The sequence below is a fragment of the Mesonia mobilis DSM 19841 genome, assembly GCF_000423405.1.
Lineage (GTDB): Bacteria > Bacteroidota > Bacteroidia > Flavobacteriales > Flavobacteriaceae > Mesonia > Mesonia mobilis.
In genome coordinates this window covers 293,810-308,466 of the sequence record NZ_AUHX01000001.1, presented here as the reverse complement: position 1 = coordinate 308,466, position 14,657 = coordinate 293,810, and the positions used below count along the sequence as shown (strand labels likewise).

The following is a 14,657-nucleotide window of genomic DNA, read 5'->3' as shown; positions in this document are numbered from 1 at the left end:
CTTTAAGAATAGTTTATCAGCTAAGCCCAATACTTCTTGGCAGTACAAAATTTCAAATGTATTTTTGTACAAAATTTTAAGCCTAAATGGATATTACTAGCATCACACATTATTTTTATGATCTTTTTATAGATTTTGGTTGGTCTAAAAGTGCAGCAAGTTTTGTAAATGTGGTGATCAACACCATTATTTTACTCATCATCACCTACACTTTTAATCGAGTTTTACGTAACATTTTTAAAAGAACATTAGGCTTAGTAGCGCAAAAAACCATTAGTGAGTTTGACGATCATCTATTTCATAATAAAGTATTTTTAAACTTTTGCCATTTACTTTCGGTGTTCATTTTAAAATGGGTGATGCCGTTTGTATTGCGGGATTATCCTGAAGTTAAAGACGAGGTCGATACTTTCTTAGATATTGTAACCGTATTTTTAGTGATCTGGCTTATTCGAAGTGTTTTACTTACGGTAAAAGACTTTTTAAAATCTTTAGAAAATTTTAAAGACAAACCTATTGAAAGCTACCTACAGGTTTTTTTAATTTTTTCTTGGGGTATTGGTTTTATTGTAGTCTTTACCATTTTAACCGGTAAATCTATTGTTGAATTTCTAACTGCCTTAGGAGCGGTTTCTGCAATTATTCTTTTAATTTTTAAAGATACGATCTTAGGTTTTGTCGCCAGTATTCAAGTAACGGTGAACGATACGGTAAGAATTGGCGATTGGATCACTATGGAAAAATATGGCGCCGATGGTGATGTGATCGAAATTAATCTAGCTTCAGTTAAAGTGAGAAATTTTGATAACACCATTACCACGATCCCTACTTATTATTTGATTTCTGATTCGTTTAAAAACTGGCGTGGAATGAGTGTTTCCGGTGGAAGAAGAATAAAAAGAGCACTCTTAATACAAGCGACGAGTATTCATTATATAAACGATGAAGAATTGCAAAAATTTAAACAATTTGAATTGATTAGCGATTATCTTGAAAAGCGTCAAGCCGATATCGATCAACACAACCAAAAGAACAAAGTAAATAAAGAAGTGTTACTGAATGGTAGAAATATGACCAACTTCGGAATTTTCAGAAAATATGTCGATGCCTATTTAAACCAGCATTCTGCGATCAACAAAGATATGATGATCATGACACGACAATTAGACCCAACACCTCAAGGAATTCCGTTAGAAATTTATGCATTTAGTAAAGATAAAGTATGGCAAAATTACGAACATATTATTGCCGATATTTTTGATCATTTATTAGCCGCTACCCCCTATTTTAATTTAGAATTATATGAATTGCCAACCGGATATGATTTTAGAGAATTAAGCCAGATGAATCCGACTTACAAAAGTTAATTTTATTAACTAATTCTTACCATTTATTTATTGGCTCGTGTAAAATTACCCCTTATTTTTACGCTTATTACTTATGAAGAACAAACGCCCAACAAACCGTAAACCTAAATGGAAACTCCTACATCAATATTACTCCTACACAGGGTTTTATAGTTTTGTAGGTAAAAGTTTATTAAAAGCAGCTATTCCTATTTTAGTTTTTATAGCTGCGCTTATTTGTGTTCATTTTTTCGTTATCGATATTAATGACATATTAGCATATGTGACCGATAACTTTCCGCCACTCGGAGTTTTATCTGTATTTTTTGCTTCAGAATCTATTTTAGGATTAATTCCTCCGGAAATTTTTATTGCCTGGGCAGGAAAATCTGCACATCCAGAATGGTATTTAGCAGCTATCGCTACCCTTTCTTATTGCGGTGGTATTCTTTCTTATTTTATGGGAAGAGGTATTGCCAGCATTCCATCGGTATTTGTGTACTTAGAAGTAAAAATGGCCAAACACATTAAAAACATGCGTAAATGGGGTGGTTTTTTAATTATCGTAGGAGCGTTATTACCGGTACCATTTTCTATCTCAAGTATGGCTGCCGGGATTATTAAATTTCCTTTTGGTAGTTATTTACTATTCGGATTGTTACGTTTCTTACGTTTCTTCTTATATGGTGTCGCTATTTTTGGAGCACTCAACTAAAAAAATTCAATTAAATTTCAACCTATAAAAAAAGCCAGATTCTAAAATCTGGCTTTTTCATTTTTATAAATTGAATGTTTCAGTAATTAATCCTGAAACATTTCATTGATTCTAGATCTTAATTTACGGTTATAATCTTCAAATAACCAATCTCTATAGTTCTTGGTGTTATTAATGATACAACGAGAATAACGTTTTACACGATCACGAATATCATCGTCTAACTCACGAGCTAAAATTCTGGCATCAAACACATCTTCACTATTTTCTGCACACATTTGCGCGTGTTGGTCGATCGATTCTTCTAATACTTTTTTCGATTTCTCTCCGTTGTTTACAGCCGCTTCATAAGCTTCTTTAATATCGAATTCAATATTATCAGAGTTTTTAAACATCTCCCGAACTTCTTCCGGCATTTTATATTTAAACTCACGTTCAATATCTTCATCTGAAGTGATGTTCTCTAAGAAATAATCCGGGTTCTTAAAGATCAATTGCCAATCTACCGGAGCATCCCAAAGTCCGAAACGAGCAGCATTATTCCCAAGGTCAATTACGCTAAATTCATCTTTACCCGGTAATTTACGAGAACCACGCCCGATCATTTGATAATATAAGGTAAGAGATTTAGTTGCTCGGTTAAGAATAATATTTTCAACAGTAGGTTCATCAAAACCGGTGGTTAAAATACTTACCGAAGTTAGAATAGCATCCGGTTTCTCTTTAAACCAGCGCAAAATGTCTTTACGTTCTTTTTTACTATGCGTATTGTCTAAATGCCTAATCTCGTAACCCGCATCTTTAAAGGTTTGGTAAACATACCACGAGGTATTAATACCGTTATTAAAGATTAATGTTTTCTTACCTTTACAACGCTCTTCGTAAGCTTGCACGAGCTTCTCTTGCATCGAAAAATTCGTATATAGATCTTCTGAAGATTTTACGGTGTAATCTCCGTTAATCCCGACTTGTAGCGAAGTTAAACCAACATCGTAACTATAGGTGTTTGCACGTGCTAAAAAGCCTTTTTCAATCAACGAAGGAATAGAATTACCTACAATAAGTTCTTGGTAATTATCCTTCATCGGTAATTTTATATTCGAACTTAACGGTGTAGCAGTTACTCCTAAAATAAAAGATTCTTCGAAGTATTTAAATAGCTTCGTGAACGAGTTATAATGCGCTTCATCAATAATCACTAAACCAACATCAGAAACTTCTAATTTATCATCACTTAAACGGTTATTTAAAGTTTCTACCATGGCCACAAAACATTGATATTCGTCTTGATCGGGTAATTCTTTAACCTTACTGTTAATGATCTTATTGTTAACGTTGAAACCCTTCAGCATTTTAGAAGTTTGCTTACAAAGCTCAATACGGTGAGTTAAAATCACTACCTTTTTATTGGTTTGCTCGATATATCTTCTAACGATTTCAGAAAACACCACCGTTTTACCACCTCCTGTAGGAAGTTGATATAATAAATTAAAATTATCTGGCGCCTCATTTAGATATGAAAATATCTTCTGTAAATCTGCTTCTTGATAGTCGTATAATTTCTTTTCTGCCACTTTTTCAGCCATAAATCGTTATCTCCTCTTCTTGTAATTCTTAAAATAAAACCCTGCAAAATTAATCAGTTTTAAAGGTTTATTGAAATATTTACCCCTAAAATCTCAATTTAATTTTAGTTTATTCACAGTCAAAGCCTTATAAGATTATAAAAATGGTCAACGATTATTTCGATGATTGTCTTGAAAAAAATATCTACATTTTTTAAAATTTATAAAGAAAGGAAGTATTAAAAATTTATTTTTGTAACCCGTTAACCTTTAAAAAACTCGATTTTGAATAATCCTAAAGCTCAGAAATTAATCAAAAAGATCTTAGACGATTTAGATCACGCCGGTATTATTACCAATACATTAGTTGAAGATTTAAAGCTACTACGCCCTTACGCTGTGGAAGAAAAGCTTCCTGTGGTTGCCAAAGCTTTACGTTTAACATACGAACATTTAGAAGAAAATTATACGTTCGATATCCCAATCCCGGAAGATGAGCCTATTGAAGGTGAAGAAGAAGAGTTTAGCACACAAGAGTTTAGCGCCGATGAGAGTTTGATGTACCTAATCAACCTTATTAAAAACGCTGAAAACCCAATGAATATTGAAGAAATTAGAGAATACAATGAAGCGCTTCAGGCTTACGAAGACTAATTTTTACTAAAATTTAACAACACCGGCCTTCTTTTTAAGAAGGCTTTTTTATTTTTCCCCACAATGATGTTTACATTTATAAGTATGAGAATGCTTTTGGTTATCTTATGCTGTTTCCCGTTATATGTTTTTTCACAAACTAAAGACAGCTTGAGTCATTTTATCGATCTAGAAAATTATGACGATAGTTTTACCTACGATGTTCGATATGCGACTGCAAACAACTTTTTAGAACAACCTATTTACGATTGTGAAAAATGTTTGTTATTACCAGAAGTAGCTGAAGCTTTAGCAAAAGCCAATAATTATTTTTGTGATTTAGGTTATCAAATCAAACTTTTTGATTGTTATCGGCCTTTAAGTGCTCAAAAAAAGATGTGGAAAATTTATCCCGATGCTCGTTATGTGGCTAATCCCTACACTAAAAAATCGGTACATAATCGTGGCGCGGCAGTAGACTTGACGCTAGTGAATAAAGAAAATGGGAAGCCATTAGAAATGGGAACCGGTTATGATCATTTTGGAGAAGAAGCTCATCAAGCTTACAAAAAATTACCTGCTAAGGTTCTTGCGAATAGAAAATTACTGCGAGAAGGCTTAAAGAAATTCGGTTTTCACACGATTAGAACGGAATGGTGGCATTACGATTTTGGGAGGGCTTACAGTTACCCTGTTTACGATATAGAATTCAACTGTCCTTAACACATTAGTTAAATAGCTGTTATACTTATCTATAATCTTTATTACAGTAAAAAAACATTGCTTAGTTTTAAATAAAAAACAAAAACAATGTCTTTACTAACTATTATTTTAAATATTATCTTACCACCCTTAGGCGTTTTTGTAAACAAAGGCTTAGGTAAAGATTTTTTAATCAACCTTATTTTAACCTTAATCTTTTGGCTTCCGGGCGTAATTCACGCGTTTTACGTGACTAGTAAAAGATAATTAACTTGGCTGCTTTTGTTGCCATTTCCAAGCACTTGCCAAAGCATCTTCCAGATTAAAACGTGCTGTCCAGCCCAAGTCTGAATTTGCTTTAGTAGTGTCTGCATAGGCTGCAATTACATCTCCTTCTCTTCTAGCTACAATTTTATGCGGAAGTTTTTTACCAGAAACTTCTTCAAAAGTATTTACAACTTCAAGCACAGAATTTCCTTTACCCGTACCTAAATTAAATACTTCATAATTTTTCTTATTGTTATTCTTTATTAGTCTTTGCAGAGCAACTACGTGAGCTTCGGCTAAATCCATCACGTGAATATAATCTCGAATACACGTACCATCTTCTGTAGGATAATCGTCACCAAATACAGATAGTTCTGCTCTAATTCCTGCAGCGGTTTGCGTGATATACGGAATTAAATTTTGTGGAGTACCAATAGGCAATTCTCCAATTTCTGCAGTTGGATGAGCCCCAATCGGATTAAAATAACGCAGTGCAATAGCTTTAAACGAATTATTTGTTTTTGCAAAGTCTCTAATGATCTCTTCTCCGATTTGCTTTGTGTTACCATAAGGTGATTCTGCTTGCTTTACCGGAGCATTTTCTGTAATCGGTAATTCATCTGCCTGACCGTAAACCGTACAAGAAGAGCTAAAAATAAAATTAGAAAGTTCTTTTCTTCTCATCTCTTGAAGAATATAAACCAATGTATTTATATTGTTTTCATAATACAAAAGAGGTTTTTCAACACTTTCTCCTACTGCTTTAGAAGCGGCAAAATGTATGATACCTTCAAGGTCTTGGTGTTCTTCAAAAAATTGCTCTACGCGATCTTTATCTCTTAAATCTATTTTATGAAACTCCGGAGATTTATTGGTGATTTTTGTGATGCCTTCCAAAACTCCGATAGATGAATTAGAAAGGTTATCGATGATAACTACTTCAAAACCTTCATTTAGCAAAGCGACAACAGTATGAGACCCAATAAAACCTAGACCTCCGGTGACTAATATTTTCATATTTCTCAAGTTTTTGTTTTAAAGATAAAATTTATAATTAAATCCACCCTTTATCGATCGCATTTTTTACTAAATCTAAAACATTGTGTGTTTTTGTCTTTTTGAGAATGTTTTTACGATGAGTTGCCACCGTATTTACACTAATACATAACTCCATCAAAACCGATGTACGATAACTTCATTTTATGATTATCTTTTAAATGAGAAATATCGGTTAAGATCACGAAGGTTCTTAGCATATTGCCTTCTTCATCTACCTGAATGGGCATAATTTGCTGCAAAACTTTTTTATATTCTCCAGATTTAGTTCGCAGTCTGTAATTATACCTGATCTTATATTTCATCATTTTTTCAACTGGTAATTCAAGAAAAAACTTGAGTGAGGTCGATTCAAAAGAAATAAAATTCGGAAAATCATCGGGATGAATAGAATTGATTAAAAAATCTAAATCACATTCAGAATTTTTATAACCATTAAGTTTTTCAATTTCTTCACTAATATATTCCAGTTTTGCGGTGGAAAGATTCAAGATCATATAAGCAAAATCGCCTACTTGAAAAAAGTTAAGCATCTTTTTATAGATCTCTATTTCTATTTTTTCTAGTTCTTTGGTAGTCGCATTTTTGGCAATTTTAGACCAAATATTAGTTACCACCTTTAAACTATTTGTATTCATCTAAATAAATTATTCTAAGATTTTATAAAAAAGACTTGATAAAGGTATCTATTTTAGACTAAATAATTTTAAACTGAAGCTTATTTTTGTAAAAATCATTTCATTATATCAAAATTTTATCATCTCAAAAAATGATTCTAAAAGGCTTTAACAACTATTCTTTTACTAGAAAAATGATAGTTTATACTTAAGCTTTTCGTTATTTTTGCTGAAAATTTTTAAGATGGATTACCAAATAAAAGCCTTTAAAATAATTAGTATTCTCGAAGCGATTTCTTTTCTTGTTCTTCTACTCATCGCAATGCCGTTAAAATATATTTGGGATACTCCAGAAATGGTAAGAATCGTCGGGATGGCACACGGGATTTTATTTGTGATGTATATTATAGGCGCTTATTTTATGTACGAAAAGCTCAACTGGTCGTTTAAAACCTTAGCGATCGTAATTTTTTGTTCAGTTTTACCTTTTGGACCTTTTTACGCCGATAAAAAGTATTTACCGTCTAACTAACGTTCATCGTCAGCTAAACGGTCTTTTACAAACTCTACTTTAGTTTTACCATGCGGTTTGGCTTTTCCCTCTTCGTCTAAGCTTACCATGACGATTTTGTCGACTTTAATAATAGGTTTGCGAGTCATTTTGTTTCGCACTTCACATTTTAAAGTTAACGAAGCAGTTCCAAATTTTAGCACTTCAATACCAATTTCTACAATATCACCTTGTTTTGCAGAACTTTGAAAATCGATCTCACTCATATATTTCGTTACCGTTTTCTGGTTTTCTAACTGAATAATTGAGTATAAAGCGGCCTCTTCATCGATCCATTCTAACAAACGACCTCCAAATAAAGTTCCATTAGGATTTAAATCTTCGGGTTTTACCCATTTTCTCGTGTGAAATCTCATATTTTTTATGGTAAAGTTAGTTGTTTTTAAGCTGAAATAACTTCAATTTGAATTAAGAAAAACTATCGAGTTATTTGTAATTTCTCTAAAGCGTCGTTGATGATTTTGTGATGATCAAAAGCAAGTTCTTTAAGATTATCTAACAAAATCCACTGTGCTTCTTCTGCATCGTCACTTCCTTTAATTTCTTTTCGTTGCTGAAGTTTTGTCGTAAAAGCGATCGATAAAGTTCTTCCTCGAGGGTCACGATCTATTTCATCATAAATACCAACTTGCTGCATTTCTTTTAATTGCAATCCCGTTTCTTCTTCTAACTCTCGCAAACATCCGGTATGCAACAATTCATCTTCTTCTAAAAAACCACCGGGTAACGCCCATTTTCCTTGAAAAGGATCGTTTTTTCGTTTGATCACTAACAAGTATAAATGTTCATTTTCTTCAGCAAAAACAACCGCATCTACAGTAATCGCAAGGTCTTGTTTCATTTGTTCAAGGTTTGTGGAATTTTGATCGATAAGTTAAAACGTTCGTTCATTTTTTTGATGAAATGAGCCGAAAGTAATGGTGAAGCTTCTTCTAAGTTTTGATGCACAAAAAAGTAAACATTTTTTAATCCTTGATCGTACCAATCTTCTAACCGATCGACCCAATCGTCTAAGCGCGTATAATCTGAATCATGGTTTGCCCCGTTGTAACGAATAAAAGCGGTATCACTGGTTAAACGCATGTGCAATAAATCTCGTCTTCCCGCGCTATCGGTAATTACATTGGCAATGTTGTATTCTTTTAATATTGAATTTAACTCGTCGCTCACCGCTTCATCCTGATGCCAATCTTGGTGACGAACTTCAAAAGCGAGTGGAATTTCACGTGGCCATTTTTTGAAAAACTCCGGTAAACGCTCCATCCATTTTGTTTGAAAGTTCTCGGGCATTTGCAGAAAAACCATTCCTAACTTTTGCTCTAAACCTAGTAAATTAGCCGTATAATCGGTCACTAATTCGTCGGCGTTCGCTAAACGTTTTATATGACTAATAAGTCGAGGAACTTTAGGAAAAAACTTAAAATCGTCTCCCGTTTTATCTCTCCAGTTTTGAAATTGCTCTACCGGCCATATTCGGTAAAATGTAGCGTTTAATTCGATACTATTAAATTGGGTTGAATAATAAGTCAACTCTTCTTTGGTGCCACGCGGATAAAAGTTTTTTAAGTCTTTACGATTCCACTTAGCACAACCAATACTTACGTTATTGAAAGATTGAGGCGCAAAATTTTGAAGTACTTCTTTTGTTTGCGGGTGATCTGGCGGAAGCGTAAAATCGATACTTCCGGGATCTTCTACTTTTCCAAATTTCATAACAGATTGGTTTAAATTGAAGCTTATTCTGGATATTCAATTCGAAGATGATAAATGTTTTTCAACTTTCGTTTTAAAACTTTCTTAATTATCTGAATTTCTTTAAAGGTAATATCGGCATTTAAAAACTGACCTTCATCCATCTGTTTATCGATAATCTTTTCTACAAAATTATCGATAAGCGTTGCGGTGGGTTCTTTTAAGCTTTTGCTCGCGGCTTCAACGCTATCACTCATCATTAAAATGGCGGTTTCTTTACTAAAAGGCTCCGGTCCCGGGTATCTAAAATCTTCCGGATTCACTTCTTCATCGGTTCCTTCTAAACGTTGCTTTTCTTTCTTATAAAAATAGAAAACCAAACTCGTCCCGTGATGCGTTCGTATAAAATCGATCAAACGATCGGGCAAGTTGTGTTTTTTCGCAATTTCGATACCGTGAATTACGTGATTGATTATAATTCTGGCACTTTCTTTAGGTTCTAACTCGTCGTGCGGGTTAACTGAAGTCGTCTGATTTTCAGTAAAAAAAGTAGGATTCGACATTTTTCCTACATCGTGATATAAAGCTCCAACACGCACTAACATTGAATTGGCACCGATCTCATTGGCGGCAGCTTCCGCTAAATTTGCCACATTCAAACTATGGTGAAACGTTCCCGGTGCTTTGTTCGAAAGTTCTTTTAATAATTTTGAATTGGTATCAGACAATTCTAACAGCGACATATCTGAAACTAAAGCAAATAACTTCTCGTAGGCGTAAATTAAAGGTTGTACAAAAAGCGTTGCAAAACCACCAATCAAGAAAATGATGAAAGTTTCGTAATTAATTTCACTTAAATCTCCTTCTTGAATGATCGTGAACGAAAAATAGGCAAAAATATAGATTGCCGTAATTTGCCCGACACTTACAAATAAATTGGCTCGTTTATATAATTCTGAAACCGTTAAAATAGTAACGATACCGCCAATAATCTGCAAGAACATATATTCGTAGCTGTTCGGTACAATAAAACCTAAAATAAGTACGGTAATTACGTGAGCAAATAAACCTAATCGCGCATCGAAAAAGGCTTTTAACGTAAGCGGTAAAATACAAAGCGGAACGACGTAAACGTATTTCACATTAAATTTCATCACGCCAACCGTCATCATTACCGCGAAAAGAATATTGAAAAATATAAAGGTAACCTTAGTGTTGTTATCGAATATATCTGATCTGTATTTTTTGATGAATAAAAACAGCATCAATAACGCTAAAGAAACCAATAAAACGTAACCAAAAACCACCACGTAGTAACTGGAACTCGACCAGACTTTAGATTCGTATTCTTTTTTAAGTGAATTTAAAATGCCCAGTTTATTCCCATCGATCACTTCTCCTCTAGCGATAATTCGAGAACCTTGGTTGACGATTCCGCGGGTATAAGAAATTGCGTTTAATTTAGACTGAAGATCTTGTCGGGTTAACTCTTCATTTAAACTTACGTTAGGTTGTACAATGTCAAAAAATAATTCGGTTAATTGGTTTTCATATTTCTGTAAACCTGCGATTTCAATTTTACTATTAATGTAAGAGCGTAGACCGTCTTGTTTTACAATACTGCTGTAAACCACTTCTTCCGCCTCATTTCCTTTCATTAAATAGACAATTCTACTCGATTTAAATGGCTTAATTTCTTGAAGCAAACCGTCTTTGTATAAATCGTCTAAAGTTCTACGCGTAAATTTTATTAATCGAACGCCATCACGATCGATAATACTATCAGAAAACACTGAATTTATTTCAGCATCGAGAGAATTGGTAACTTGTTTAGGAATGTCTTCGTTAAAATCGTAGTAAGGCGTATGCTTGTTGCGAATCTCTTCCTTTTCTTCAGCAATTTCATCTTCAGATTTTAAAATCGCAAAATCAAAAGGCGCGTATAAATTTTCATATTGCCAAGGTTGCCCTTTAGAATATTCGTACTTAAATTTACTTCCCTTCGGAAACAAATACACGATAATGGCCGTGGTTAATAAATAAAGAAAAACCTTATAAATTAAAGCCTGATTCTTATAAATACTATTAACGAAGTTGCTCATAAATTTTTATTCGAAATCAAATGTAGTAAAAAGTTAAAAGCTAACCTCTAAACCAATCGTCTGTTCTGCTTAAAATTATTAAATTCGTAAAAAATAAAAACAAAAATTAAGAAATAATGAATAAAGAAGTAGTTATTGTGAGTGCTGCAAGAACGCCAATCGGTAGTTTTTTAGGGAGTTTATCAACGATTCCTGCTACTCAATTAGGAGCTGTAGCGATAAAAGGAGCCTTAGAAAAAATTAATTTAAAGCCTAAATTAGTACAAGAAGTATTAATGGGTAATGTAGTACAAGCTGGTGTTGGGCAAGCTCCTGCAAGACAAGCCGCACTAGGTGCAGGAATCCCAGACAGTGTTCCTTGTACAACGGTAAATAAAGTATGTTCTTCAGGGCTAAAAGCGGTGATGCAAGGCGCGCAAGCAATTGCCTTAGGTGATGCCGATATTATTGTTGCCGGCGGAATGGAAAATATGAGTTTGATCCCACATTACATGCATTTGAGAAACGGACAAAAATTTGGTCCGAAAACGATGGAAGACGGGATGCAAAAAGATGGCTTGGTCGATGCGTACGATCATCAAGCAATGGGAGTTTCTGCCGATTTATGTGCAAAAGAGCACGGTTTCTCTCGTGAAGAGCAAGATCAATTTGCGATTAAATCTTATGTACGTTCTAAAAAAGCTTGGGATGAAGGAAAATTTGATAATGAAGTAGTTCCTGTGGAAGTTCCTCAACGACGTGGCGAGCCGGTTGTGGTAAGCCAAGATGAAGAATTTAAGAACATCAAAATGGAAAAGATTCCGCAACTACGCGCCGCTTTCACCAAAGAAGGAACCGTAACTGCCGCAAATGCTTCCACCATTAATGATGGTGCCGGAGCGGTTGTGCTTATGAGTAAAGAAAAAGCAGACGAGTTAGGTTTAATTCCATTAGTGACGATTAAAAGTTATGCCGATGCTGCGCAAGAGCCTAAATGGTTTACCACAGCACCTTCTAAAGCTTTACCAAAAGCTATCGCAAAAGCAGGAATTGCCATTGATGATGTAGATTATTTTGAATTTAATGAAGCTTTTTCTGTGGTTGGCTTAGCAAATATGAAAATTTTAGGATTATCAGACGAGAACGTAAATGTAAATGGCGGTGCAGTTTCACTTGGGCATCCGCTTGGTTGTTCGGGAGTTAGGATCTTAATTACCCTTATGAATGTGCTTCAACAAAACAACGCAAAAGTAGGTGCTGCTGCAATTTGTAACGGAGGTGGTGGCGCATCTGCAATGATTATTGAAAGAAATTAATATTTTTGCAGGAAAATTGATTTCATGCAATACGGAATTTGTCATCTAAACATTGTGCCGGTACGTTTAGAACCTACCGATACGAGTGAAATGGTTTCTCAATTATTATTTGGAGAGCATTTCAAGGTCTTAGAAAAAAGAAAAAAATGGAGCAGAATCCGTATTGCATTCGATAAATATGAAGGTTGGATCGATAATAAACAATACTTAGATCTCGAAGAAGAGAATTATGCCTTGTTAGAATCTTCTGCAGAAGAACTTTCGATCGATCTTGTCGATTTTGCGGTAGAACCAAAAACACAAGCCCTCACTCCTATTTCTTTAGGTGCTAAATTGAATTTTTTAGAGCATCTTCACTTAGAATTTGAAGGACAACGCATTGTTGGTCTTCAACCCAAAGAGAACATTCTTAAAATCGCTTACCTCTATTTAAATGCACCTTATTTATGGGGCGGAAAAACTCCGTTTGGTATCGATTGTAGCGGTTTTACGCAAATGGTGTATCGCTTAAATGGGTATCAACTTTACAGAGATGCTTCGCAACAAGCAAAACAAGGAGAAGCCTTAAGTTTTATCGAAGAGAGTGAACCCGGTGATCTAGCATTTTTCGATAATGCTGAAGGAGATATAATTCACGTAGGAATAATTATGCAAGACAACTACATTATTCACGCACACGGAAAAGTAAGAATAGACCGAATCGATCATAGCGGAATTTTTAATGTCGACACCAACCAATACTCCCATAATTTAAGAGTGATCAAGAAGGTGATTTAAAAATGTTAGCATAAAAAAAGCTCCGAAATATTTCGGAGCTTTTTTTAAATTCAATTCAGTGAATTACTGCATTGCTTTATATTTAGCTACTTTATCTTCATTTCCTAATTGTGAATGAATATTTACTAAAGTCTGAATTGCTTGAGCATTATTAGCGTCTAATTCTACAGCTTTTTCTAAATAAGGAACTGCTTTTTCATAAAGTGAAGTACGCTCTTTTTGAAGTTCATCATACTTTTTATTATCTGCTTTACTCATTCCTAAACCATTCATTTCATCAATGATCGATTGCTCTTTCATTAAAATTGAAGAACCTAAGTTCACATAAGCACTTGCCATCTTAGGATCAATTTCAATAGCATTTTTATAATATTTAATTGCTTTTTCTGGAGCATCCATCTGCATTGCTGTAACTCCTAAATTATAATATAATGAAGCATTATTAGGATCTTTTTCTAAAACCTTTTCAACAATCTCGGAATATTTTTTCTTATCACCAGATTGGTAATAAATATCTGCTTGTGCTAACATTAAAGAGGTATCGTCTGGATTTTCTTCCATTGCCTCATTAATAGCTTGTAATCCTTTTTCCGTTTCTCCTTCTTCAATATAAATTAAAGCAATATTTTTGGTGATCTCTGCTCTTTTAGAAGGTACACTCTCTTCAGTTGGATTGCTATAATCTCCAGATTTTAGATAAAGATCTCTTTGTTTTTCATCGCCAAATTTCTCTTTTTCACCAGTACTATTATTTACTGCATAGTAATCTGTTCCTGCACCAGAAAAATTCATATCAGCTAAAGCTTTATAATATTCTAAAGCTTTTGCGTAATCTTTTCCGTTGGTAGCATTTGCAGCTGCATAATACAAATGAATCGTGTCTTTTTTATTTAAATCATAGGAAGTGTATAATTTTTTAGCGGCATCTGAAAACTTCTGAGCATTTTGATCTGCAATAGCAGAGTTTACTAATGCGTTTCTTACTTTACCTAAACTTGCTTTTGCATCATCATTACCCAATTCCATCGCCATCTTAAATGCTTCTCCGGCAATTTTTAAATCAGCCGCAGATTGCTTTTGGGGTTGTTTCCCCATATAAGCATTTCCTTTAGCCATATAGTAATCCTCTTTGACCTTATCTTTTTCACCAGCTACTTGGCTTTCAACAGAAGTTAAAATGCTTTTTGCTTCGCTATAGTTTTCTTTATCGATAGCTTTTTCAGCATTTTTAATTTCTTTTTTTTGTGCAAAAACTGCAGTTCCCGCTAATAATAAGCCCACTGCTAAAATTTTTGTTTTCATTTTTTTATTGTTTTGGT

Annotated in this window: 17 protein-coding genes; 8 read left to right on the top strand and 9 right to left on the bottom strand. The window is 34.0% G+C overall.

Annotation, left to right across the window (positions count from 1 at the left end; all coding sequences use genetic code 11):
* The first annotated feature begins 86 nt into the window (after nt 1-86).
* Nucleotides 87-1,367 carry a mechanosensitive ion channel family protein gene (locus tag G551_RS0101350; protein ID WP_027883882.1) on the top strand — a complete coding sequence of 427 codons (1,281 nt, stop codon included), beginning with the start codon at nt 87-89 and terminating at the stop codon, nt 1,365-1,367.
* Nucleotides 1,368-1,440: 73 nt separating this feature from the next.
* Nucleotides 1,441-2,061 (top strand): YqaA family protein, encoded by a 621-nt coding sequence (locus tag G551_RS0101345; RefSeq protein WP_027883881.1) that lies wholly within the window; start codon nt 1,441-1,443, stop codon nt 2,059-2,061.
* Nucleotides 2,062-2,147: 86 nt separating this feature from the next.
* Here the strand turns inward: G551_RS0101345 and G551_RS0101340 are convergent, their stop codons facing one another.
* On the bottom strand, nt 2,148-3,647 hold the full coding sequence (locus G551_RS0101340; RefSeq protein ID WP_027883880.1) for a DEAD/DEAH box helicase: 1,500 nt from the start codon (nt 3,645-3,647) through the stop codon (nt 2,148-2,150).
* A 264-nt stretch (nt 3,648-3,911) separates the two neighbouring features.
* On the opposite strand from G551_RS0101340, the gene G551_RS0101335 reads away from it, so the two are divergent.
* From G551_RS0101335 to G551_RS0101325, 3 genes are all read left to right on the top strand, one after another.
* Nucleotides 3,912-4,280, top strand: coding sequence for a hypothetical protein (locus G551_RS0101335; protein WP_027883879.1), 369 nt, complete (start codon nt 3,912-3,914; stop codon nt 4,278-4,280).
* A 150-nt stretch (nt 4,281-4,430) separates the two neighbouring features.
* On the top strand, nt 4,431-4,982 hold the full coding sequence (locus tag G551_RS15190) for a M15 family metallopeptidase (RefSeq protein ID WP_229797290.1): 552 nt from the start codon (nt 4,431-4,433) through the stop codon (nt 4,980-4,982).
* A gap of 87 nt (nt 4,983-5,069) precedes the next feature.
* The gene (locus G551_RS0101325; RefSeq protein WP_027883878.1) at nt 5,070-5,228 is read left to right on the top strand and encodes a YqaE/Pmp3 family membrane protein; all 159 of its coding nucleotides are present in this window, start codon (nt 5,070-5,072) and stop codon (nt 5,226-5,228) included.
* Here G551_RS0101325 and galE read toward each other — a convergent pair whose 3' ends face one another.
* The 3 genes from galE to G551_RS0101315 are packed head-to-tail and all read right to left on the bottom strand — an operon-like array spanning nt 5,229 to nt 6,922.
* The gene (gene galE / locus G551_RS0101320; protein ID WP_036243063.1) at nt 5,229-6,245 is read right to left on the bottom strand and encodes a UDP-glucose 4-epimerase GalE; all 1,017 of its coding nucleotides are present in this window, start codon (nt 6,243-6,245) and stop codon (nt 5,229-5,231) included.
* Nucleotides 6,246-6,282: 37 nt separating this feature from the next.
* Nucleotides 6,283-6,402, bottom strand: coding sequence for a LuxR C-terminal-related transcriptional regulator (locus G551_RS16515; RefSeq protein ID WP_156876730.1), 120 nt, complete (start codon nt 6,400-6,402; stop codon nt 6,283-6,285).
* Nucleotides 6,386-6,922, bottom strand: coding sequence for a PAS domain-containing protein (locus G551_RS0101315; RefSeq protein WP_027883876.1), 537 nt, complete (start codon nt 6,920-6,922; stop codon nt 6,386-6,388). Before G551_RS0101315 ends, G551_RS16515 begins: the two co-directional genes overlap by 17 nt.
* 223 nt (nt 6,923-7,145) lie before the next feature.
* Between G551_RS0101315 and G551_RS0101310 the strand changes: the two genes are divergently transcribed.
* Nucleotides 7,146-7,433: a DUF3817 domain-containing protein gene (locus G551_RS0101310; protein WP_027883875.1), complete on the top strand. Its 288-nt coding sequence runs from the start codon at nt 7,146-7,148 to the stop codon at nt 7,431-7,433.
* Here the strand turns inward: G551_RS0101310 and G551_RS0101305 are convergent.
* The 4 genes from G551_RS0101305 to G551_RS0101290 all read right to left on the bottom strand — a co-directional run bounded on the left by G551_RS0101305 (nt 7,430) and on the right by G551_RS0101290 (nt 11,266).
* Entirely contained in the window at nt 7,430-7,828 is a 399-nt protein-coding gene (locus tag G551_RS0101305) for an acyl-CoA thioesterase (RefSeq protein ID WP_027883874.1), read from the bottom strand. The genes G551_RS0101310 and G551_RS0101305 overlap by 4 nt on opposite strands.
* 62 nt (nt 7,829-7,890) lie before the next feature.
* The gene (locus G551_RS0101300; RefSeq protein ID WP_027883873.1) at nt 7,891-8,313 is read right to left on the bottom strand and encodes an NUDIX domain-containing protein; all 423 of its coding nucleotides are present in this window, start codon (nt 8,311-8,313) and stop codon (nt 7,891-7,893) included.
* A complete protein-coding gene (locus tag G551_RS0101295) occupies nt 8,310-9,185 on the bottom strand; it encodes a DUF72 domain-containing protein (protein ID WP_027883872.1) in 876 nt (291 codons plus the stop codon). The genes G551_RS0101300 and G551_RS0101295 overlap by 4 nt, the downstream gene beginning before the upstream one ends.
* Nucleotides 9,186-9,208: 23 nt before the next feature.
* Nucleotides 9,209-11,266, bottom strand: a complete 2,058-nt coding sequence (locus G551_RS0101290) for an HD family phosphohydrolase (RefSeq protein WP_027883871.1) — start codon at nt 11,264-11,266, stop codon at nt 9,209-9,211.
* Nucleotides 11,267-11,382: 116 nt separating this feature from the next.
* Here G551_RS0101290 and G551_RS0101285 point away from each other — a divergent pair, with 116 nt between their 5' ends.
* Both G551_RS0101285 and G551_RS0101280 read left to right on the top strand, forming a co-directional pair.
* Nucleotides 11,383-12,561: an acetyl-CoA C-acyltransferase gene (locus G551_RS0101285; RefSeq protein WP_027883870.1), complete on the top strand. Its 1,179-nt coding sequence runs from the start codon at nt 11,383-11,385 to the stop codon at nt 12,559-12,561.
* Nucleotides 12,562-12,585: 24 nt separating this feature from the next.
* The gene (locus G551_RS0101280; protein ID WP_027883869.1) at nt 12,586-13,338 is read left to right on the top strand and encodes a C40 family peptidase; all 753 of its coding nucleotides are present in this window, start codon (nt 12,586-12,588) and stop codon (nt 13,336-13,338) included.
* 63 nt (nt 13,339-13,401) lie between these two features.
* On the opposite strand, the gene G551_RS0101275 is transcribed toward G551_RS0101280, so the two are convergent.
* Entirely contained in the window at nt 13,402-14,640 is a 1,239-nt protein-coding gene (locus tag G551_RS0101275) for a tetratricopeptide repeat protein (protein WP_027883868.1), read from the bottom strand.
* Nucleotides 14,641-14,657 lie beyond the last annotated feature (17 nt).

Bases quoted from the DNA above. Each gene is read 5' to 3' on its own strand.
- G551_RS0101290 (WP_027883871.1), bottom strand. From the start codon at position 11,266: ATGAGCAACTTCGTTAATAGTATTTATAAGAATCAGGCTTTAATTTAT.
- G551_RS0101300 (WP_027883873.1), bottom strand. From the start codon at position 8,313: ATGAAACAAGACCTTGCGATTACTGTAGATGCGGTTGTTTTTGCTGAA.
- G551_RS0101295 (WP_027883872.1), bottom strand. From the start codon at position 9,185: ATGAAATTTGGAAAAGTAGAAGATCCCGGAAGTATCGATTTTACGCTT.
- G551_RS0101345 (WP_027883881.1), top strand. From the start codon at position 1,441: ATGAAGAACAAACGCCCAACAAACCGTAAACCTAAATGGAAACTCCTA.
- G551_RS0101275 (WP_027883868.1), bottom strand. From the start codon at position 14,640: ATGAAAACAAAAATTTTAGCAGTGGGCTTATTATTAGCGGGAACTGCA.
- G551_RS16515 (WP_156876730.1), bottom strand. From the start codon at position 6,402: ATGGAGTTATGTATTAGTGTAAATACGGTGGCAACTCATCGTAAAAAC.
- galE (WP_036243063.1), bottom strand. From the start codon at position 6,245: ATGAAAATATTAGTCACCGGAGGTCTAGGTTTTATTGGGTCTCATACT.
- G551_RS0101285 (WP_027883870.1), top strand. From the start codon at position 11,383: ATGAATAAAGAAGTAGTTATTGTGAGTGCTGCAAGAACGCCAATCGGT.
- G551_RS0101325 (WP_027883878.1), top strand. From the start codon at position 5,070: ATGTCTTTACTAACTATTATTTTAAATATTATCTTACCACCCTTAGGC.
- G551_RS0101305 (WP_027883874.1), bottom strand. From the start codon at position 7,828: ATGAGATTTCACACGAGAAAATGGGTAAAACCCGAAGATTTAAATCCT.
- G551_RS0101340 (WP_027883880.1), bottom strand. From the start codon at position 3,647: ATGGCTGAAAAAGTGGCAGAAAAGAAATTATACGACTATCAAGAAGCA.
- G551_RS0101350 (WP_027883882.1), top strand. From the start codon at position 87: ATGGATATTACTAGCATCACACATTATTTTTATGATCTTTTTATAGAT.
- G551_RS0101315 (WP_027883876.1), bottom strand. From the start codon at position 6,922: ATGAATACAAATAGTTTAAAGGTGGTAACTAATATTTGGTCTAAAATT.
- G551_RS0101310 (WP_027883875.1), top strand. From the start codon at position 7,146: ATGGATTACCAAATAAAAGCCTTTAAAATAATTAGTATTCTCGAAGCG.
- G551_RS0101280 (WP_027883869.1), top strand. From the start codon at position 12,586: ATGCAATACGGAATTTGTCATCTAAACATTGTGCCGGTACGTTTAGAA.